The 19,880-nt window shown below is 65.1% G+C and carries 19 protein-coding genes; 9 read left to right on the plus strand and 10 right to left on the minus strand.

The annotated features are described in order from the left end of the window. Positions 1-203: 203 nt before the first annotated feature. Positions 204-1,025 (minus strand): ABC transporter permease, encoded by an 822-nt coding sequence (locus tag ACFOMH_RS03360; RefSeq protein ID WP_374422420.1) that lies wholly within the window; start codon positions 1,023-1,025, stop codon positions 204-206. A gap of 130 nt (positions 1,026-1,155) precedes the next feature. Here ACFOMH_RS03360 and cysQ point away from each other — a divergent pair, with 130 nt between their 5' ends. The 9 genes from cysQ (at position 1,156) to ACFOMH_RS03405 (ending at position 11,410) form a co-directional block, all read left to right on the plus strand. After that, a complete protein-coding gene (gene cysQ, locus ACFOMH_RS03365) occupies positions 1,156-1,953 on the plus strand; it encodes a 3'(2'),5'-bisphosphate nucleotidase CysQ (RefSeq protein WP_374422422.1) in 798 nt (265 codons plus the stop codon). Between the two features lie 4 nt (positions 1,954-1,957). Next, positions 1,958-2,758, plus strand: a complete 801-nt coding sequence (locus ACFOMH_RS03370; RefSeq protein ID WP_377742612.1) for a 3-deoxy-manno-octulosonate cytidylyltransferase — start codon at positions 1,958-1,960, stop codon at positions 2,756-2,758. Further along, positions 2,758-3,981 carry a glycosyltransferase family 2 protein gene (locus ACFOMH_RS03375; protein ID WP_377742613.1) on the plus strand — a complete coding sequence of 408 codons (1,224 nt, stop codon included), beginning with the start codon at positions 2,758-2,760 and terminating at the stop codon, positions 3,979-3,981. The genes ACFOMH_RS03370 and ACFOMH_RS03375 overlap by 1 nt, the downstream gene beginning before the upstream one ends. 144 nt (positions 3,982-4,125) lie before the next feature. Continuing rightward, positions 4,126-5,016, plus strand: coding sequence for a UTP--glucose-1-phosphate uridylyltransferase (locus ACFOMH_RS03380; protein WP_374422426.1), 891 nt, complete (start codon positions 4,126-4,128; stop codon positions 5,014-5,016). Between the two features lie 3 nt (positions 5,017-5,019). After that, positions 5,020-6,018 carry a UDP-glucose 4-epimerase GalE gene (gene galE, locus ACFOMH_RS03385; protein WP_374422428.1) on the plus strand — a complete coding sequence of 333 codons (999 nt, stop codon included), beginning with the start codon at positions 5,020-5,022 and terminating at the stop codon, positions 6,016-6,018. Beyond that, on the plus strand, positions 6,008-7,267 hold the full coding sequence (locus tag ACFOMH_RS03390) for a glycosyltransferase family 4 protein (RefSeq protein WP_377742616.1): 1,260 nt from the start codon (positions 6,008-6,010) through the stop codon (positions 7,265-7,267). Before galE ends, ACFOMH_RS03390 begins: the two co-directional genes overlap by 11 nt. Positions 7,268-7,294: 27 nt before the next feature. Next, entirely contained in the window at positions 7,295-8,320 is a 1,026-nt protein-coding gene (locus ACFOMH_RS03395; protein WP_374422431.1) for a glycosyltransferase family 2 protein, read from the plus strand. After that, complete coding sequence (locus ACFOMH_RS03400; RefSeq protein WP_374422434.1) at positions 8,317-10,011, plus strand: DUF5927 domain-containing protein; 1,695 nt, start codon at positions 8,317-8,319, stop codon at positions 10,009-10,011. The genes ACFOMH_RS03395 and ACFOMH_RS03400 overlap by 4 nt, the downstream gene beginning before the upstream one ends. A 1-nt stretch (position 10,012) precedes the next feature. Next, positions 10,013-11,410: a hypothetical protein gene (locus ACFOMH_RS03405; protein WP_377742617.1), complete on the plus strand. Its 1,398-nt coding sequence runs from the start codon at positions 10,013-10,015 to the stop codon at positions 11,408-11,410. A 15-nt stretch (positions 11,411-11,425) separates the two neighbouring features. Here the strand turns inward: ACFOMH_RS03405 and ACFOMH_RS03410 are convergent, their stop codons facing one another. The 9 genes from ACFOMH_RS03410 to ACFOMH_RS03450 all read right to left on the minus strand — a co-directional run bounded on the left by ACFOMH_RS03410 (position 11,426) and on the right by ACFOMH_RS03450 (position 19,853). After that, complete coding sequence (locus ACFOMH_RS03410) at positions 11,426-12,400, minus strand: DMT family transporter (protein ID WP_374422436.1); 975 nt, start codon at positions 12,398-12,400, stop codon at positions 11,426-11,428. Then, positions 12,400-13,443, minus strand: coding sequence for a tRNA epoxyqueuosine(34) reductase QueG (gene queG, locus ACFOMH_RS03415; RefSeq protein WP_374422438.1), 1,044 nt, complete (start codon positions 13,441-13,443; stop codon positions 12,400-12,402). The genes ACFOMH_RS03410 and queG overlap by 1 nt, the downstream gene beginning before the upstream one ends. Continuing rightward, positions 13,424-14,113: an FtsZ-binding protein FzlA gene (gene fzlA, locus ACFOMH_RS03420; protein WP_374422440.1), complete on the minus strand. Its 690-nt coding sequence runs from the start codon at positions 14,111-14,113 to the stop codon at positions 13,424-13,426. The genes queG and fzlA overlap by 20 nt, the downstream gene beginning before the upstream one ends. A 119-nt stretch (positions 14,114-14,232) precedes the next feature. Further along, positions 14,233-14,970: a monofunctional biosynthetic peptidoglycan transglycosylase gene (gene mtgA / locus ACFOMH_RS03425; protein ID WP_377742620.1), complete on the minus strand. Its 738-nt coding sequence runs from the start codon at positions 14,968-14,970 to the stop codon at positions 14,233-14,235. A 45-nt stretch (positions 14,971-15,015) separates the two neighbouring features. Further along, entirely contained in the window at positions 15,016-15,579 is a 564-nt protein-coding gene (locus tag ACFOMH_RS03430; protein WP_374422444.1) for a DUF1269 domain-containing protein, read from the minus strand. Between the two features lie 127 nt (positions 15,580-15,706). Further along, entirely contained in the window at positions 15,707-16,141 is a 435-nt protein-coding gene (locus ACFOMH_RS03435) for a PPC domain-containing DNA-binding protein (protein ID WP_377742622.1), read from the minus strand. Beyond that, entirely contained in the window at positions 16,142-17,638 is a 1,497-nt protein-coding gene (gene betC, locus ACFOMH_RS03440) for a choline-sulfatase (protein ID WP_377742623.1), read from the minus strand. It abuts the gene before it with no gap. Between the two features lie 12 nt (positions 17,639-17,650). Continuing rightward, positions 17,651-18,592, minus strand: a complete 942-nt coding sequence (choX, locus tag ACFOMH_RS03445; protein WP_377742625.1) for a choline ABC transporter substrate-binding protein — start codon at positions 18,590-18,592, stop codon at positions 17,651-17,653. A gap of 100 nt (positions 18,593-18,692) precedes the next feature. Next, on the minus strand, positions 18,693-19,853 hold the full coding sequence (locus tag ACFOMH_RS03450; protein WP_377742627.1) for a mechanosensitive ion channel family protein: 1,161 nt from the start codon (positions 19,851-19,853) through the stop codon (positions 18,693-18,695). Positions 19,854-19,880: the final 27 nt, after the last annotated feature.

Below are 19,880 nucleotides of genomic sequence, written 5' to 3' on the forward strand. Positions count from 1 at the left end.
AAACCCAATCCCTGGATTGGAGACGAAGGCGCGCGATGCGCAATCCTTCGCGGTTCATGGGCCTATATAGGAAGGGGCCAGACGGCCTGCAAGCAGCGCGAAGCCCGGAATGAGTGGCTTTTTCACATGCGATGGCCGGGCCCCCGGCGGCCGGTCCGCGCCTCTTGGAACGGGCCTGCCGGCACCCATTGCGGCCACCGGCCTCAGCGTCCGGCCGACCAGCTGATCGAGACGGATTTGCGCGTCACGAATTCCGCCATCAGCCCGATCATCAGCAAAGCCAGCGTGGCATAGACCGGATATTCCAGATTCGAGTTGCGCGGCGAATAGTTGATGAAGGCGAAGCCGCGCGTCTGGTCGATGATGTGAAAGAGCGGGTTCCACGCGAAAATATGCAGCATCGCCGAGGGCATGGTGTTGGCCACGAACATTTTTCCCGAAAACACCATGTTCAGCCGCTGATAAAGCTGGGTCAGCACGGTCGCGGCCTGCGGCCACCATGGCCGGATCGACATGAAGATCAGCCCGATCGCACAGCCCGAGAACCAGGCCAGCAGCAGCATCGCGTAACAGGCCAGCGGACGGTCGATATGGATCGGTTGGACCAGGTAATTATAGGCCGTCAACACCACCAGCGCCGAAAACGTCTGCTTGTAAAGCGCGGCCAGCGCGGCGGCGGTGATCACCACGGCGGTGTTCATCGGGCCGTGCTTCATCATCTGATTGTTGGGGTTTCCCGCGTTGGAAACCGCGCCCATGGCCTGTGAATGGGCCATGAACATGAAGATGCCAGTCATGATATAGACGATGAAATCGCCCCGGATCGGCGAGGTGCGGACCCCCACGATGGCATAGATCAGGTAAAAGCCCAGGATCATCGCGATCGCCTGCATGACCGTCATCAACAGCCCGACGAGGGCATTGCGTTGACCCTTGCGCAGGTTGTTGACCGTGACATGATAGATCAGGGCCAGCGTCGTGAACGCGGCCTCGACCATGTTGCGATTGCGCCGCTGCGTGAACATGGACGACTGGTCTTTCGCCTAGGGGTTGGCCGGGCGCTTGCCCTGCGCGATCCGTCACATCATAAGGGGCCGGAATGCCGGTTACAATCGGTGCCGAGTGCCGGCAAGCCCGGTGCGGAAAGGAAAAACCATGCAATTCGAACCAATGATTGCCGAAATGCGCCGCCTCGCCCTGCAGGCCGGGGATGAAATCATGCGCATCTATGGCGCCGAGGATTTCGAGGTCCGCGCGAAATCCGACGCCTCGCCGGTGACCGAGGCCGACGAGGCCGCCGACGCGCTGATTTCCGCCGGGCTGCGCGCGGCCTTTCCCGATATCCCGCTGGTGACCGAGGAACAGGCCGCCACCCATGGTCAGAGCCTGTCCACCTTTCTGATCGTGGATCCGCTGGACGGGACCAAGGAATTCGTGCAGCGGCGCGGCGATTTCACTGTCAACATCGCCTATGTCGAAAACGGCGTGCCGCGTTTCGGCGTGGTCTATGCCCCCGCCAAGGAGCGGCTTTTCTATACCACCGCCAGCGGCGGCGCGGTCGAGGAAAAGGCCCCCTTCGGCGCCGAGCCGGGCGAGGTCACACCGATTGGCGTCAATTCCACGCCCGACAATCGCGGGCTGATGGTCGTGGCCTCGAAATCGCATCGCGACGCGGCGACGGACGAATATATCAACCGCTACGGGGTGCGCGACATGACCTCGGCGGGCAGCTCGCTGAAATTCTGTCTGGTCGCCACGGGCGAGGCGGATCTTTATCCGCGTCTGGGCCGGACCATGGAATGGGATACGGCGGCGGGGGATGCGGTCCTGCGCGGTGCCGGCGGCGAGGTGGTGCGCTTTGACGACCATACCGCGCTGAGCTATGGTAAGCCGGGCTTTGAAAACCCGTTCTTCATCGCCTTTGCCCCGGGCGTTCTGTTGGCGCGGGACTGATCCCATGTCGGTGGTCATCGTCATCCCCGCCCGCCATGCCTCGACCCGCTATCCGGGCAAGCCGCTGGTGGAATTGCGCGGCGCCGCCGGACAGGGGCTCAGCCTGATCCGCCGCAGCTGGGAGGCGGCGCAGGCCGTCGCCGGCATCGACCGCGTGATCGTCGCCACCGATGACGACCGCATCCGCGAACATGCCGAAAGCTTCGGCGCCGAGGTCGCGATGACCTCGACCGCCGCCCGCAATGGCACCGAGCGCTGTGCCGAGGCGGTGGCCAATCTGGGCCTGACGCATGAGATCGTGGTGAACCTGCAAGGCGACGCGCCGCTGACGCCCGCGTGGTTCGTCGAGGATCTGGTCGCCGGGCTTGGCGCCGATCCGGGCGCCGATGTGGCGACGCCGGTCCTGCGCTGCAATGGCGCCATGCGCTCCGAGCTGATCGCCGACCGGGTGGCGGGGCGCGTCGGCGGCACCACCGCCGTCTTTGGCCATGACCGGCGCGGGCTTTATTTCTCGAAAGAGGTCATTCCCTATGTGGGCCACGATTTCGGGCCCAGCGATCCGACCCCGGTCTATCACCATGTCGGCGTCTATGCCTATCGCCCGGCGGCGCTGGCGGAATATCCGACCTGGCCCGAGGGCCGGCTTGAGGCGCTTGAGGGGCTGGAACAGCTGCGTTTCCTTGAACGTGGCCGCCGCATCCTGTGCGTCGAGGTCGAGGCGCGGGGCCGCGAGTTCTGGGAATTGAACAACCCTTCGGACGTGGCCAAGCTTGAGGCGATGATGCAGCGGATGGGCATCGCCTGATGGTTCAGCCGCCGGGGCGGCCGCCGCCGACAAGCGTGGTCATCGTCTCGCGGCACCGGCCGCAGGCGCTGGCGCGCTGTCTGGAGGCGCTGACCCGGCAAAGCCACCCGGATTTCGAAATCGTGCTGGTCGCCGACCCGGATGCGGTGGGCGCCCGCCCCGATCTGCCGCTGAAGCGTCTTGCATTCGACCGGGCCAATATCTCGGAGGCGCGCAATGCCGGCATCGCGCTGGCGGCCGGCGAGGTGGTGGCCTTTATCGACGATGATGCATTGGCCGTGCCGGGCTGGGCCGAGGCACTGACCGCGCCTTTCGCCGATCCGCGCGTGCTGGCGGCGACCGGTTTCACCCGTGGCCCCGACGGGCTGAGCTGGCAGGCGCGGGCCGAACGGATGACCCGATCGGGACAGGCGCTGGCGCTGGATCTGGATCGCCCCGCGCTGCTTGCGCCCGAGGCGGGCCTGCCGATCAGCACCATCGGCACCAATTGCGCCTTTCGCCGGGACGCGCTGGCCGCGATTGGCGGCTTTGATCCGGCATTCGCCTATCATCTGGACGAAAGCGACGTGAACATGCGCATGGCGGCGCGGTTTCCACAGGCGCTGACGGCGGTGGTGCCGCGGGCGCAGGTGATCCACGGCATCGCGCCCGGCGCGGCGCGCGCCGCCGGCAATGTGCCGCGCGATCTGACCGCGATCGGGCGCTCGGCCGCGATCTTTGCCGCGCGCCATGGCGGGAAGTTGGACTGGACCCGTCACAGCCAGCGCCGGCGGCTGCTGCGTCATATGGTGGCGGGGCGGCTGGATCCCTTTGCCGTGGCGCCGCTGTTGGCCTCGCTGGAACGCGGCATCGCCGAGGGTATGGCGCAGGGGGGCACGGTTCCGCCACCGCCCGACCCGCCGGATTGGGTCGCCCCGCCGAGGTTTCATCGGCTTGAAACCCGGGTTCCGCCGCATCTTGTGCTGTCGGGCTGGTCCTGGCAGCGGCGGCGGTTGCGGGCCGAGGCGGCGCGGGCGGTGGCCGGGGGCGCGCTGGTGACGGTGCTCTTGCTGACGCCGGGGGTGCAACCGCACCGGATGCTGTTGACCCGGGGCGGATGGTGGGAACAGCGCGGCGGTCTTTGGGGCGCGTCGCAACCGGGGGATTCTTCAATGGTTTTGATGGGTTGGGCGGCGCGAATCCGCCGTGAGGGGCCAAAACTTCTGGACCTTGGTTCGAAATAGGCGGAAACTTGCCCCGAACGCGCGCTTTGGCATAACGAGAATTCTTTTTACGGAACAGTTCGGTTTGTTGCGGGCTTGTTGCGTAGACGCGGACAAACGGGGATAACGTGCCCGATGTTGGCGAAATGTTCAGGAGACATCTAAATGAGTCGTAAAGTTACCAAGGCCATCTTTCCTGTAGCCGGCCTTGGCACCCGTTTCCTTCCCGCCACGAAAAGTATTCCCAAGGAAATCATGACCTTGGTGGATCGTCCGTTGATCCAGTACGCGATCGACGAGGCCCGGGCGGCGGGGATCAAGGAATTCATCTTCGTGACCTCGCGCGGCAAGGGCGCGCTGGAGGATTATTTCGACCACGCCCATGAGCTGGAATCGAATCTGAAAAAGGCCAACAAGACCGACCTGCTCGATATCCTGCGTGGCACGAACATGGATTCGGGCGCCATCGCCTATATCCGTCAGCACAAGGCGCTTGGGCTGGGGCACGCGGTCTGGTGCGCGCGTCGTCTGGTCGGCGAAGAGCCCTTTGCCGTCATTCTGACCGATGACGTCATCATGGGCGAGCCGCCCTGTCTTCAGCAGATGATCGAGGCCTATCAGGAAACCGGCGGCAGCATGGTCGCCACCATGGAAGTGCCGCCCGAAAAGACCAAGGCCTACGGCGTTCTGGACGTGGTCGAGGATATGGGCGCCATCGTCCGCGCCAAGGGCATGGTCGAAAAGCCCAAGGAAAACCCGCCCTCGAACCTTGCCGTGATCGGCCGCTATATCCTTGCGCCGACGGTCATGCACAATCTCAACAAGCTCAAGCAGGGCTCGGGCGGCGAGATTCAGTTGACCGACGCCATCGCCGACGAGATCGAGGAAGGCCGCGACGTCTTTGGCCTGCGCTTCCGCGGTCAGCGTTTCGATTGCGGCTCGAAGGCTGGTTTCCTTCAGGCGACGGTGGCCTTTGGTCTGGCGCGCGACGATCTGAAGCATGAATTCGGCGACTATCTGGAAGATGTCATGTCCATGCGCAAGGCGGCGGAATAAGGCATGGCGCAGACGGTACTGGTGACCGGGGGTGCGGGCTATATCGGCTCGCACGCCTGCAAGGCCCTGCGGGATGCGGGCTTCGTGCCCGTGACTTACGACAACCTGTGCACCGGCTGGCAGCAGGCCGTGAAATTCGGCCCCTTTGAACAGGGCGATCTTCTGGACCGCGCCCGGCTGGACGAGGTGTTTGCCCGTCACAAGCCGGTTGCGGTGATGCATTTCGCCGCGCTGAGTCAGGTCGGCGAGGCCATGGCCCAGCCGGGCAAGTACTGGCGCGGCAATGTCAGCGCCTCGCTCAGCCTGATCGAGGCGGCGCTGGCGGCGGGGGTGCGCGATTTCGTGTTCTCGTCGACCTGCGCGACCTATGGCGATCACGACGGGGTGGTGCTGGATGAAAACACCCCGCAGCTGCCCTTGAACGCCTATGGCGCATCCAAGCGCGCGATCGAGGACATGCTGAAGGATTTCGGCGCCTCGGACGGGCTGCGCAGCGTGATCTTCCGCTATTTCAACGTGGCGGGCGCCGATCCCGACGGCGAGGTGGGCGAATTCCATCAGCCCGAAACCCATCTGGTGCCGCTGATCCTTGATGCCATCGACGGCAAGCGCCCGGCGCTGACCATTCACGGCACCGATTACCCGACGCCGGACGGCACCTGCATCCGCGACTATGTCCATGTCATGGATCTTGTCGATGCGCATGTGCTGGGCCTGCGCCATCTTCTGGATGGCAAGGTCGCGGCGGGCGGGCACGAGGTGTTCTGTCTGGGCACCGGCAACGGCTTTTCGGTCCGCGAGGTGATCGACCAGTCCGGCCATGTCACCAACCGCCCGGTCCCGGTCAGCGAAGGTCCGCGCCGCGCCGGCGATGCGGTCAAGCTGGTTTCGGGCAGCGAAAAGGCGGTGGCGGTCTTGGGCTGGAACCCGGCGCGCTCGACCATGCCACAGATGATCCGCGATGCCTGGCGCTGGCACCAGAACGGCGGTTATGACGGCTGATCCGGCGATCCTGCTGGATGTATCGCGCCTGATCTCGCGTCTGGGGGCGGGGCCTGCCACCGGCATCGACCGGGTCGAGGCCGAATGGCTGGCCCATATGCAGACGCGCCCGCATCTGTTGCTGTGCCGGACCGGCGGGGGGCAGCTTTTGCTGCCGCCCGCGGCGGGGGCGGCTATCCTGGACTGGATCGCGGGGCGCGGGCTTGAGGCGCTGCCGGCGCCGGGGTTGATGGACCGGCTGCGGGGGCGGCGCGATCTGCGCGCCCGCGCGGGGGCGGCGCTGCGGCGGATGGCGCTTGCCCGGACGGGGCGCGACGGGCACGGGCTGGTGCGCCATCTGCGCCGGCATCTGCCCGGTCCCGTGGCCGATGGGGTCTATGTCAATGTCGGCCATGCCAACCTGCGCCCGGTGCTGTGGCAAAATCTGCGCGGGCTGCGCCGGGTGGTGCTGATCCATGACACGATCCCGTTGGATCACCCCGAATTCACCCGCGCCGGGCAATCCGAACGCTTTCGCGCCCGGTTCCGCGCGGCGGTGGGGCAGGCGGATCTGATCCTGACCATTTCCGGGGCCGCGCGGGCCGATATCCTGCGCTGGCGCGCGACGCTGGGCCTGCCCATTCGCGCCCCTGTCGAAGCCGTGGCTTTGGCCACGCGCCTGTCGCCCGAGGGGGCGGCGGTGCCCGATATCGCCACCGACCGGCCGTTCTTTGTCACCCTTGGCACCATCGAGCCGCGCAAGAACCATGCCGTGCTGCTGGATGCCTGGCAGGAGCTGGGCCGCCGCCTGCCCGCCGCGCGGATGCCGCGGCTTTATATCATCGGGCGTCGGGGCTGGGAAAACCGCGAGGTGTTCGCCCGCCTCGACGCGCTGCCGCAGGACGGTCTGGTGCGCGAATTCGCCGGGCTCGACGATGGACAGGTGGCCTGGCTTCTGGCGCGCAGCCACGGGCTCTTGATGCCCAGCCGCGCCGAGGGATTCGGCCTGCCGCTGACCGAGGCGGCCGGGCGCGGCATTCCGGTCCTGTCGACGCCGCTTGCCTCGGCGCGAGAGGTCATGGGCGATTACGCGCGCTGGTTGTCGCCCGACGATCCGCGCGCCTGGGCGGGGGCCGTCGCGCTGTTGGCGGGGGCAGTTCCGTTGCGTCTGCAAAGCCTTGCCGTGCGCGATTGGGACACATACTTCGCCGAAATCAATGAAGTGCTGCGTGCAAAGTTGCAGCTTGGGATGTCTGTGTCTAAGTCCTGATCTATTGGATAGGGGTGTTTTAGGGTCGTGCGGCGCCTGTTTCGTATCTTTCGGCGCAAGCTGCGCCTTCGCGCTCGCCGGCAATGGCTTTTGGGGCGCGCGATCCGGCGGGGGCGGCGGCTGCGGCCGGTCGTCGACAATACCGCCGGCATCGGGGCGGGCGATATCCTGTTGTTCATGACGCTGCGCAACGAAATCGCGCGTCTGCCCTATTTCCTGAAATATTACCGCGATATGGGCGTGCGGCATTTTCTGGTCGTCGATAACGGATCGGACGATGGCGGGCGCGAATATCTGGCCGGGCAACCCGATGTGTCGCTTTGGCTGACCCATGCCAGCTATAAGGAAGCGCGCTTTGGCATCGACTGGATGAACTGGCTTTTGCGTCGTTACGGCACCGGGCATTGGTGCCTGACGGTCGATCCCGACGAATTCCTGGTCTATCCGCATTACGACACCCGGCCGTTGCAGGCGCTGACCGATTGGCTGGATGCATCGGCCCTGCGGTCGTTTTCGGCCATGCTTCTGGACATGTATCCCAAGGGCGACCTGACCGCCGAGCCCTATCGCAGCGGCCAGAACCCGTTCGATATCGCCTGCTGGTTCGATCCGGCGAATTATTCGATCCGCAAGAACGGACTATACGGCAATCTGTGGATTCAGGGCGGCGTCCGGGGGCGGGTCTTTTTTCCCGACGATCCCGAAAACGGGCCGGCGCTGAACAAGATCCCGCTGGTGCGCTGGGAACGCGGCTATGTCTATGCCAGCTCGACCCATATGCTGCTGCCGCGGGCGCTGAATCTGGTCTATGACGAGAATGGCGGCGAAAAGGCCTCGGGCTGTCTGTTGCATGCCAAGTTTCTGTCCACCTTCGTCGAGAAATCCGCCGAAGAGCTGAACCGCAAGCAGCATTATGCCAACAGCCACGAATACAAGGCCTATCACAACGCGATGCAATCGGCCCCGTCGCTGTGGTGCGCGCAATCCTGTCGGTTCGAGGACTGGCGCCAGCTTGAGGATCTTGGCCTGATCTCGACGGGGAACTGGGCATGAGCGCGGGCATCCCCATTGAGGATATCCGGCTGGGCGTGGTGATGCTGTGCCACAATGAGCCGATCATCGCGGCCCGCATGGCGCGGGCATGGGCCACGGGCGGCGCGGCGGTGGCGATCCATGCCGATGCCAAGATGCCGGCAAGCGAACTTGCGGCGATGCGCGAACAGCTTGGCGATCTGGCGGGGCTGCGTTTCAGCCGCCGCCATGCCTGCGAATGGGGCACCTTCAGCCTGGTGCAGGCGACCCAGGATGCCTGTTCGCTGCTTTTGCGCGAATTTCCCGACCTGACCCATGTGATGGTCGTGTCGGGATCCTGTCTGCCGCTGCGCCCGGTGGCCGATCTTTGCGCGTTTCTGGCCCGCCATCCGCGCCGCGATTTCATCGAAAGCGTCACCGCCGAGGATGTCGGCTGGACCGTGGGCGGCCTGAACGAGGAACGCTTTACCCTGCGTTTCCCCTTTGCCTATCGCCGGCGGCGCAAGCTGTTCGACCGCTATGTCGCCTTTCAGCGCAGGATCCGCTTTCGGCGCCGCATTCCACAGGGGCTGGTGCCGCATCTGGGGTCGCAATGGTGGTGCATGACGCGCGGCACGCTGTCCGCCATTCTGGACGATCCGCGCCGGGCCGAATTCGACCGCTATTTCCGGCGCGTCTGGATCCCCGATGAAAGCTATTTCCAGACCCTCGCGCGCCGCCATTCGTTGCAGATCGAAAGCCGCTCGTTGACGATGTCCAAGTTCGACGATCAGGGCAAACCCTATATCTTTTATGACGATCACCTGAACATGCTGCGGGAATCGCGGGGCTTTGTGGCGCGCAAGATCTGGCCAAAGGCGCATCGGCTTTACGATTATTTCCCGCATGAGGATCCAGCAAGCGCGCCGGATGCCGAACCCGCGCCCCAGCGGCTGGAACGCATGGTCGCCCATGCCGTCGCGCGGCGCCGGCTGGGCCGGCCGGGCCTTTACATGCAAAGCCGCTTTCCCGTGAAGGATCGCGAAAACGGCAAGACATCGGCCCCCTATGCGGTCTTGCAGGGGTTCACCGAGATATTTCCCGATTTCGGGCCGTGGCTGGCGGCGCGGATCGATGCCGATGTGCATGGCCATCTGTTCGCCCCGCATGGCGCGGAATTTGCCGGCCGCGTCTCGATCGGGCCGGGATGCCTGTCCGACAGCGCGGCGCTGCGCGATCTGGATCCGCGCAGCTATGTCGCGAACCTGATCCGCATCTCGCGGCGGATGCAGGTCTGGCAATACAGCCCCCGCGACGAGCAATATCTGAACTGGTTCATGGCCACCGATCCCAATGCCCGCATCTTTGTCATCACCGGGGCATGGGCGGTGCCGCTTTTGCATTCCGGCATGCCGTTCGACGACATCCGCCGCGTAGCCGCCGTCCTGCAACGGGTCGAGCTGGAACAGATCGACATCCTGCATTCCGTCTGGCTCAAGGCGCGGACGCGGATCTGGGATCTGGGCGATTTCTGTGCCCGGCCCTCGGCCGCGCTGCGCGGATTGATCGAGGAACTGGGCGGCGACCCCGAAGCGGCGGTGAACCTGCCGCCGATGCGCAAGATGGCGGCCATGGGGCGGTTCCTGCAACGCCTGCGCAATGCCGGGCTGCGGCCGCAATTGATGGGGGATTTCCCGGCCGCCGAAACGACGAATTTCAGGAAAGACGATTGATATGACCGATTCCTTTCGCGGCTTTGTCATCTTTGCCGAGATGCGCACCGGCTCGAACCTGCTTGAGGCGACGCTGAACGCGATCAAGCGCGTCACCTGCTTCGGCGAAGCGTTCAACCCCTATATGATGGGCTGGCCCGACAAGGACGAGCTCAAGGGCATCACCATGGCCGAGCGTGATGCCGATCCGCTGCCGCTGCTCAGGGCCATTTTCGACAAGCCCAACCACCTGCCGGGCTTTCGCTATTTCCACGATCACGATCCGCGCGTCTTTGACGCCATCATGGACGACAAAAGCATCGCCAAGATCGTGCTGACCCGCAATCCGGTCGACAGCTATGTCTCGACCGCGCTGGCCCGCGCCACCAATCAGTGGAAGCTGAACGAGACCGAGACCCCGATCCCCGCCAGCGCCCATTTCGACGGTGCCGAGTTCCGCGAGGTCACCGACCGCATCGAAGAATTTCAGCTGCGCGTGATGCATCGTCTGCAAGCCACCGGCCAGACCGGGTTCTGGCTGGGCTATGAGGATCTGCGCGATGCCGGGGTGATGACCGGACTCATGCATTGGTTGGGGCGGACCGATCTGAAACGGGTCGAGCCGGCCAGCGATCAGGTCCCGCAAAACCCGCGCGAGCTGGCCGAAAAAGTCAGCAATTTCGATGAGATGCAGGCGGAACTGGCGCGGCTGGATCCGTTCATGCTGCGCCGCATTCCGAATTTCGAACCGCGCAAGGGCCCGGCCGTACCCACATTCATCGCCGCCGAGGCGGGCAAGGGCCTGATCTATATGCCGATCAAGGGCGGCCCGTCCGCGCGGATCGCCGGCTGGCTGGGCGCCATGGCGGCGGTCCGGGACGATTTCAACCAGAACGACCTGCGCCAGTGGAAGCGCGAGCATGCCGGCCATCGCAGCTTTACCGTGCTGCGCCATCCCCTGTTGCGGGCATGGACCGCGTTCGAGACGCTTTTGCGCGGGCGCAATGGTGAGCTGCGCCAGCTGATGCGCGACATTCACCGCGTCGCCTTGCCCCCGGACGAGGAACTGGCGGCGCTGGACGATGCCCGCAAGGCCGAACTCTTTGCCGCGTTTCTGGATTTCCTGCGCCGCAATCTGAACGGCCAGACCACCTTGCCCTGTTATCCCGGCTGGGCCAGCCAGTCCGAGGTTCTGGCCGGATTTTCCCGATTTGGCGCCCCCGACATGGTGCTGCGCGAGGCAGAGCTGGCGCGCGATCTGGATTGGCTGGCCGCCGGCGCGGGCATCGCCAAGCCCGCCGCCCTGCCGGGAGACGAGCCGGATTACCCCGATTTTCTGGAAGAGCAAAGCCTGCGCAGCGCGGCGAAAAAGGCCTATCTGCGCGATTACGTCGCCTTTGGTTTTGGGGGCCGGCCCTAGCCGGGGATCGCGCGATCACCCCTGCGGCGTCATCGCCTTGCGCTGGCGCGACCGTTCCAGCCCCAGCTGACGTTCGCGCCAGATGATCAGGATGCCGGCCAGAATGACCAGTGCCGCGCCCAGCAGCATCACCATCGTCGGCGCCTCGCCAAAGATGAACCAGCCGATGGCCAGCGCCAGCAGCATCGAGACATATTCGAACGGCGCGATCAGCGAGGCATCGGCATGGCGATAGGCCGAGGTCATCAGGATTTGTCCCAGCCCGCCCAAAAGCCCGATGCTGACCAAAAGCACGGCCTCGCGCAGGCTGGGCACCACCCAGCCAAAGGGCAGGGTCAGCAGGCCGAGGATCGTCGAGGTGATCGAAAACCAGAACACGATGGCGGAGATCCGTTCCTCATGCACGAGCTTGCGCACAAAGATCTGGGCAAGCGCCGTGCAGGCGGCGGCGCCCAGCGTGACCACCGCGCCCAGCGTTTCCTTATAGCCCAGATCGGTGCCGGTGCTGATGCGTGGTGACAGCACGATAATGACCCCGATCAGGCCAAGCACGACCATGGACAGCCGGAACAGCCGCACATCCTCGCCCAGAAACATGGCGGCAAAGATGACGACCAGGAGGGGCGCCGCATAGCCGATCGCGGTCACCTCGGGGAATGGCAACAGCGCCAGCCCCCAGAACCCCAGCGCCATCGACAGCGTGCCGATGATGCCGCGATAGAAATGTCCCATCGGCCGAAAGGTGCGCAGCCCGACATGCAGTTCGTGCCGCCATGCCAGCCAGATCAGGATCACCGGGATCGCGAAAAAGGACCGAAAGAACACCTGCTGTCCCGGCGGCACGCCAAGCCCCCCGTCCGAGGTCGCCTTGACCAGCGCGCCCATGGTGGTGAAGACCAGAACGCTGAGGCACTTCAAGATGATGCCCAGAAACGGGCTTTGCGGCGGCAATTCGATATGGTTCGGCGCGGTCGGGTCGCGGGTCGGCATCACAACAATCGTTGGCAGGCCCAGCGTGCCGCGTCGGCGACGGCCGGGTCGGGGTCCTGTTGCAAAGCCTCGGCCACCGGGCGCAGATGTGCAAGCCCGGAATTGCCGATGGCGTAAAGGACGTTCCTGACCATGCGGTCGCGGCCCACGCGCTTGATGGGGCTGCCGGAAAAGCGTTCGCGGAATGCGGCGTCGTCCAGCGCCGCGATTTCGGCCAGCGCCGGGCCGCCATGGGGGCCGTGATAGCGCAGTTCCGTCGCGGCCTGGGCGAACTTGTTCCACGGACAGGCCGCAAGGCAATCGTCGCAACCATAGATGCGGTTGCCCAGCAGCGGCCGCAGTTCCGGGTCGACCGGCCCCTTGTGTTCAATGGTCAGATAGGAAATGCAGCGCCGCGCATCCAGTTGATAGGGGGCCGGAAACGCCCCCGTCGGACAGGCGTCCAGACAGGACCGGCAGGACCCGCAATGTTCGCGTTCCGGCGCATCCCGGGGCAGGTCCAGCGTGGTGAAGATCGCGCCCAGAAAGAACCAGCTGCCCAGCTCGCGCGACAAAAGGTTGGTATGCTTGCCCTGCCAGCCAAGGCCCGCCGCCTGCGCCAGGGGCTTTTCCATCACCGGGGCGGTGTCGACAAAGACCTTGATCTCGCATCCGGTCAGGTTGACCAGCCAGCCGCCCAGCCGTTTCAGGCGCTTCTTGACGATATCGTGGTAATCCTTGCCCTGGGCATAGACGCTGATCGCGCCGCGGTCGGGATGGCGCAGGATTTCGGTCGCGTCGTGTTCGGGGGTATAAAGCTCGGCCAGCATGATGACCGACCGCGCCTCGGGCCAAAGTGCATCGGGCGCGGCGCGCCATGCCGTGCGTTCGGCCATCCAGCCCATCTGGCCGTGGCGGTCATCGGCCAGAAAGGCCGCCAGCCGTTCGGGCAGCTGCGGATTGGCGTCGGGGGCCGCGATGCCAAGGGCGGAAAACCCCTCGGCCCCGGCCTGCGCGATGAGCCGGTCGCGGATTTCGGCCGGATCAGAAATCCAGGAGCGCATAATGCGGCGCCGGGTGCACCCCCGGCAGATGATCGGCCAGCAGGCTGCGGAAGGCCGGCCGCGACTTGATCTTGGCGTACCATTCCTGAATCTCGGTCGAATAGGTCCAGTCCACATCCGAGATATAGTCCAGACAGGACAGATGCGCGGCGGCGGTGAAATCGGCCAGCGTCATCACATCGCCGGCCAGCCAGCGGCGGTGTTCCAAAAGGCTGCGCATGTAATCCATATGCTGGCGGATGGCGCTGAGCCCGGCCTTGACGGTGCGCGAATCCGGGTAACCCTGGCGCATGATCTTTTTCCAGACCCGTTCGTTCATCACCGGGCGGGTGACCTCGGCGTTGAATTTGTCGTCGAACCACGCGCAAAGCCGGCGCACCTCATAGCGGTCGGCGGCGCTTGCGGGCATCAGCGCCGGCTGCGGATGGGTTTCGTCCAGATATTCGCAGATCGCCTGACTTTCGGCCATCAACCGCCCGTCCATGCGCAGCACCGGCAGCTTGCCGGCGGGATTGCGCCGCATCAGTTCGGAATCGGGTTCCCAATAGCGATCCTCGACCAGTTCGACCTCGATGCGCTTTTCGGCCAGGACCAGCCGGACCTTGCGGCAAAAGGGCGAAAGCGAGACGTGGTAAAGACGGATCGTGGAATTGGACGGGGACGTATTCATGGATGGAAAACCGGTTCGTTCGCGGGCTTTCCGGGGTGATACGCCTCGGGGGGGTGGGTTTCAACAGGCTTGGGGGCCGGACGGGGTTTCCCGCCGGGACGGTGGCACGGGGGACGCGCCTAACGCGGAAGTTGCAGACAGCTGTCGCGACCGTCCGCCGCGATTGTCGCGGCACCGTCGGCAATGGCGCGGGTGCGGCGCGATCCGGTTTGCGGCTTTCTCGCTTTCGGGGCCGGCAGCACCGAGGCCAGCGCCGCCGCCTGCCGGGCGCTCAGCTTGTCGGGTGTGGTGCCGAAATGATATTTCGCCGCCGCCGCGACGCCAAAGACGCCGGGACCGAATTCGGCCAGATTGAGATAGACCTCGACGATGCGGCGCTTGGACCACAAGGCCTCGATCATCGGGGTATAGGCGGTTTCCAGAAGCTTGCGCGGCCAGCTGCGCCCCTGCCAAAGAAATACGTTCTTGGCCGTCTGCTGGGTCAGGGTCGAGGCCCCGCGCGTCGACCCCGAGGCGATGACCTTGCGGATCTCGACCATGTCGAAGCCCCAATGCGCGCAGAAATTGGCGTCTTCGGCCGCGACGACGGACCGCACCATGGCCGGGGCGATTTCCCCGATCGGCGTCCATTCGTGCGGTGTGCCGGGATAGGCGCGGGTTTCGGTCAGGATGGTCCAGCTGGTCGGCGGATTGATAAAGGAAAAGATCAGGACCAGCACCACCATAAGTGCCAGAAACCGCGCCCCGATCCAGCGCGTCCAGCCCCAAAGCCAGCGGATGAGCGATAGAAAAAGACCCCCGCCCCGGCGGACGAGGCGTCGTTGTTCCTGCGGGCTTGGGTCGGCGCTGCGGGGCATGGCCGCGTCCTGTCACGGCCAGCCCCCTTGCGTCAAGCCAAAGGCTTATGCGCCGCCCGCCGGTGTGGCCTCGGCGGCGCTCTGGTCGGCCGCCGGCACGCCAAGCGCGCTGCCCAGCTTGCCGCCGGCAAAGGCCTCGCGCAGGCGCGCCTCTTCTGCCTCGGGCAACGAGGTTTGCAGCACGCGCCCCTTGAGGTGGAAGCTTTCCAGCTTGGCCAGCACCTTGTCGGCGGTCATCTTGCGCACAAGAATGAACACGGCCGAGCCGCCGGGCGGAATGGAATTGCCCAGATCGCGCATGAAATCGTCATTGATGCCGATATCGCTGAGCTTGCCGGCCAACGCCCCCGAGGCCGCGCCCACCGCCGCCCCCAGAAGCGGGTTCAGGAACAAAAGCCCCACCAGCGTGCCCCAGAAGCCGCCGCCCACAGCGCCCGCCGTGGTCAGGTTCATCGCCTGATGCAGCTGGATCTTTCCTTCGGCATTGCGGGTGACGACGACAGCGTCCTCAAGCTCGATCAGATATTCCTTTTGCATGTTGACCAGGGCGGTGCGCAGCTCGAAGCCATTGGCCTCGTTGTCGAATGCGATGACAAGCAGGTCGGACATTTCAACATCCTTTCATGGAAACAACTCTGGCAAACGCGGCTCGGGGCGTTTCGTTCCAGCCCAGCGGCGCGGCATGCCGTCGCGGACAAGGCCCGGGCGGTCCCGTTTCGACCGGGGCGGCGGGCGATCAGGACCGGTCGGGATCGCGGCGGACGACAAGCTCGTCATAGCCCGAGCGGGGACAGGGCGCGCGCGAAAACGCCAGCCCGTCAAGGATTGCGACGACGATTTCCGCCGTGGTATAGACCCGCGATCCCGCCATCAGATGGCCGCCAAAGGCGCGCCCCTCGCCATCCGCGATCCCCAGATGCAGATGCGCGCTGAGCGGGTCGATGGTGCCAACCAGCGAGGTGATCTCGTAACGGCCCAGATATTCCCGGGTCTCGGGCTGGTCGGCATGGCGGATCATGGCCCGTGTCAGGCTGCCGACGCAGGTCACCATTGCCATGGCCCGCGCGCCCGTCCGGGCCTGCAAGTCGCGCAGCGCGGTGAACGGATCCTCACCCGGGCCAAGCCGGATCGCGGCCATGCGCGGCGTCGCAAGGGGGATATCCCCGGCCAATCACTCGCCCCGCGGAAAGCGCTTGGCGTCCTCAAGCACGTTCAGATCCATGTGGTTGCGCATATAGCGTTCGGATGCCTGCATCAGCGGCTGATAATCCCATGGGAAATAAGCGCCGTTGCGCAGGGCCTCATAGACGATCCAGCGCCGGGCCTGGCTTTCGCGCACCTCGCTGTCATAGGCGTCGAGGTTCCAGCGCGCGGCGGCCAATTCGCGCATGCGCTCCATCACCTCGGCGGCGCCGGGATGGCCGGCGACGTTGACGCGTTCGCCCGGGTCGATGGCGAGGTTGAACAGCATTTCCGGGTCGGCCTCGCAGGCGATGTATTTCCAGTCGCCATCGCGCAGACAGACCAGCGGCGCGATGCTGCCTTCGGCGGCGTATTCCATGGCGACGGGGCCGCGCGTCTCGGTACCCTGCGCCAGCGAGCGGCCATCGGTCCATGGCGCGATCTCGGCGATCGAGATCCCCGCCAATTCGCATAGCGTCGGCAGCACATCCACGGTCGAGACCGGCGTATCCACCCGGCCCGGCGCCATGCCGGGCGCGGCGATCATCATCGGCACCCGGGCGGATTGTTCAAAGAAGTTCATCTTGAACCACAGCCCATGCTCGCCCAGCATCTCGCCGTGGTCGGACAGGAACACCACAATGGCATCCTGTCGAGTGCGTTCCAGCACGTCGAGAATTTCGCCGAGTTTCTCGTCGACATAGCTGATATTGGCGAAATAGCCTTGGCGGGCGCGGCGGATATGTTCGGGCGTCACCTCAAGCCCGCGCCAGTCGCAGGCATCCATCAGGCGTTGGGAATGCGGATCCATCCGGTCATAGGACAGGCCCTCGGGCGGTTCCAGTTCCGGCGCGCCCTCATAGAGATCCCAATATTTGCGCCGCGCGACAAAGGGGTCGTGGGGATGGGTAAAGCTGACGGTCAGGCACCATGGACGGTCGTCGCCGCCCCGCGCGAGGTCGTAAAGCTTGCGACAGGCGTTATAGGCGACCTCGTCGTCATATTCGTATTGGTTGGTGATCTCGGCCACGCCCGCGCCGGTGACGGAACCGAGGTTGTGATACCACCAATCGATGCGCTCGCCCGGCTTGCGGTAATCCGGGGTCCAGCCGAAATCGGCGGGATAGATGTCGGTGGTCAGCCGTTCCTCGAACCCGTGCAGCTGGTCGGGGCCGACGAAATGCATCTTGCCCGACAGACAGGTCTGATAGCCCGCGCGGCGCAGGTGATGGGCATAGGTCGGGATGTCGGATGCGAACTCGGCCGCATTGTCATAGACCCGGGTTCGGCGCGGCAATTGCCCGGACATGAAGCTTGCGCGGCTGGGCGCGCAAAGGGGGCTCGCGCAATAGGCATTGGCATAGCGCGTGGACCGCGCCGCCAGAGCCCGCAGATGCGGCACATTGAGAAAACCGGCCGGACCGTCGGGGAACAGCACCCCCGACAGCTGGTCGGCCATGACGATCAGGATATTCGGCCGGTTCAATCCATCCCCCTGTCAGTTCACGGACGCCATGACCGCATCCGCGCCGGGCTGGCCGTCCAGCGTGGTCACGCCGTCGAGCCAGGTCTTGACCGTATCGGGATGGGCGGCGATCCAGCCCTTGGCGGCCTCTTCGGCGGACATGCCGTCGTCAAGGATATTGCCCATCAGCAGGTTTTCCATATCGACGTCAAAGACCAGCTGGCTGAACAGTTTCGCGGCGTTGGGACAGGCCGCCACCCACTCCTTGCGGGCAAGGGTATGCACGCTCGCGCCGCCGAAATCGGGGCCGAATTCCGCATCCCCGCCCGACAGATAGGTCAGCTTGTGCTTGACGTTCATCGGATGCGGCGCCCAGGCCAGAAACACCGAGGGCGTGCCCGCCCCGTCATTGCGCGCCACCTGCGCCAGCATCGCCTGTTCGCCGGATTCGACCAGTTCCCAATCGCCAAGCCCGAACTTGTCGGCCGCGATCATGGCGGCGATGGACTGGTTGGCGGGGGCGCCCGCCTCGATGCCAAAGATCTTGCCGCCAAAGGCGTCCTTATGGGCGTCCAGATCGGCGAAATCCTTGATGCCAAGGGCGGCGCCGGCCTCGGTCACGGCCAGCGTGAACTTGGCGCCGCTCAGGTTCTGGACCAGTTCCTCGGTCTTGCCCGAGGCGTCCAGATCGTCGCGGAATTTCTGTTGCGCGGGCAGCCAGTTGCCCAGAAACACATCGGTTTCGCCGTTCTTCAGCGCCTCATAGCCGATGGGAACCGACAGCGTGGCGATATCGGGCGTATAGCCCAGACCGCCAAGCAGGGCGGCGGCGACGCCATTGGTGGCGGTGATGTCGGTCCAGCCCGGATCGGACAGGCGCACCTTGGCGCAGGTTTCGGGATCGGCGGCCAGTGCGGCGACCGGCATCAGCGCGGCCGCAAGGGTCAGCGTCAGGATCTTGGCAGTTCCAGGCATGCGCGTTCCTTTCGGGGTCATCCGCCCGGCCGGGCGCGGCCGGAGCTGTCGCACCATCAGCCCATAGCCAAGAGCGGGGTTCAAGCCCGGATTTCCGTGCCTAGGCATCCTTTTGCGCGACGGGGCTTGCCGAATGCGGGCCCTGGCCGGGAAAGGTCTCGACGTAAAGCGACTGGCTGGGAAAGGCGAGGCCGGCCCCGGCGGCGGCGGCGACGGCGGTGATGCGGTTTGCCAGCGCCTCTTTGATGCGCAGCCATTCGCCCCAGTCGGTGCTGCGGGTAAAGCAATAGACCATCACGTTGATGGCGCTGTCGCCCAGCTCGTCCACGCGCACGAAAATCTGGGCCTCGGGCGGCTGCACGAAATCGCTGTTGCCGATCAGATGGTCGCGGATGCCGTCGCAGACCTCTTTGATCTGCGCGGCGGTGCTGTCATAGGTCAGCCCGACGGTCCAGTCGATGCGCCGATAGGTCATGCGCTGGTTGTTGACCACCGGCGTGTCGGACAGTTGCGAATTGGGGACATAGATCGGCGACATGTCGAACTGTCGGACGGTGGTGGTGCGCAGCCCGATCGCCTCGACCGTGCCCTCGCAGATGCCATCGGCGTAAATCCAGTCGCCGATCTGAAAGCGGTTCTCGATGATGATGAAGATGCCGCCGATCAGGTTCTTGAACAGATCCTGCGCGCCAAGCGCGACCGCCGCGCCGACAAGGCCGAACCCGGCCAGAATCGGGCCGATCTTGATGCCCCAGATGTCCAGAAACGCGGCGGCGCCAAGCGCAAAGACGATGATATGCGCCACCGCCACCGCCACGCCCAGCATCGAGGCGTTCAGATAGGGCGAGCGTTCATCGATCCGGCGCAGCATCGGATCGACAAGCCGGAACAGCGCCCAGAACAGCGCAAACACCACCATCGAACGCGACAGATCCTGACAGATCGTCTTGAGGCGGTCGTTCTGCAACACGAATTCGCTGATCAGAATCAGCCCCAGCAAGGGCGCCAGAAACTGGGCGGGCCGGTGCAGCACATTCACCAGCGGGGCGGTGTCGGTGCTGCGGCGACGGCCGCGCAAGGTCCGCCGCACCAGCGACAGGCAGAGCGAGGCGACCGGCCGGCGCAGGATCATCGCCACCGTCATGATCGCCAGCGCGATCACAACACGCTTGATGCTGATGCCCAGATAGCCGTTCTGCCACAGGCTCAGCGCCCGATGCGCGATTCCGTTCAAGCTTGTATCGCCCAAGAGTTCATCCATTCGGATCGCGCCCCATAAAGCCCGTTT

The sequence above is a fragment of the Paracoccus mangrovi genome, from assembly GCF_042648425.1.
Lineage (GTDB): Bacteria > Pseudomonadota > Alphaproteobacteria > Rhodobacterales > Rhodobacteraceae > Paracoccus > Paracoccus mangrovi.

Bases quoted from the DNA above. Each gene is read 5' to 3' on its own strand.
- ACFOMH_RS03360 (WP_374422420.1), bottom strand. From the start codon at position 1,025: ATGTTCACGCAGCGGCGCAATCGCAACATGGTCGAGGCCGCGTTCACG.
- cysQ (WP_374422422.1), top strand. From the start codon at position 1,156: ATGCAATTCGAACCAATGATTGCCGAAATGCGCCGCCTCGCCCTGCAG.
- ACFOMH_RS03370 (WP_377742612.1), top strand. From the start codon at position 1,958: ATGTCGGTGGTCATCGTCATCCCCGCCCGCCATGCCTCGACCCGCTAT.
- ACFOMH_RS03375 (WP_377742613.1), top strand. From the start codon at position 2,758: ATGGTTCAGCCGCCGGGGCGGCCGCCGCCGACAAGCGTGGTCATCGTC.
- ACFOMH_RS03380 (WP_374422426.1), top strand. From the start codon at position 4,126: ATGAGTCGTAAAGTTACCAAGGCCATCTTTCCTGTAGCCGGCCTTGGC.
- galE (WP_374422428.1), top strand. From the start codon at position 5,020: ATGGCGCAGACGGTACTGGTGACCGGGGGTGCGGGCTATATCGGCTCG.
- ACFOMH_RS03390 (WP_377742616.1), top strand. From the start codon at position 6,008: ATGACGGCTGATCCGGCGATCCTGCTGGATGTATCGCGCCTGATCTCG.
- ACFOMH_RS03400 (WP_374422434.1), top strand. From the start codon at position 8,317: ATGAGCGCGGGCATCCCCATTGAGGATATCCGGCTGGGCGTGGTGATG.
- ACFOMH_RS03405 (WP_377742617.1), top strand. From the start codon at position 10,013: ATGACCGATTCCTTTCGCGGCTTTGTCATCTTTGCCGAGATGCGCACC.
- ACFOMH_RS03410 (WP_374422436.1), bottom strand. From the start codon at position 12,400: ATGCCGACCCGCGACCCGACCGCGCCGAACCATATCGAATTGCCGCCG.
- queG (WP_374422438.1), bottom strand. From the start codon at position 13,443: ATGCGCTCCTGGATTTCTGATCCGGCCGAAATCCGCGACCGGCTCATC.
- fzlA (WP_374422440.1), bottom strand. From the start codon at position 14,113: ATGAATACGTCCCCGTCCAATTCCACGATCCGTCTTTACCACGTCTCG.
- mtgA (WP_377742620.1), bottom strand. From the start codon at position 14,970: ATGCCCCGCAGCGCCGACCCAAGCCCGCAGGAACAACGACGCCTCGTC.
- ACFOMH_RS03430 (WP_374422444.1), bottom strand. From the start codon at position 15,579: ATGTCCGACCTGCTTGTCATCGCATTCGACAACGAGGCCAATGGCTTC.
- choX (WP_377742625.1), bottom strand. From the start codon at position 18,592: ATGCCTGGAACTGCCAAGATCCTGACGCTGACCCTTGCGGCCGCGCTG.
- ACFOMH_RS03450 (WP_377742627.1), bottom strand. From the start codon at position 19,853: ATGGATGAACTCTTGGGCGATACAAGCTTGAACGGAATCGCGCATCGG.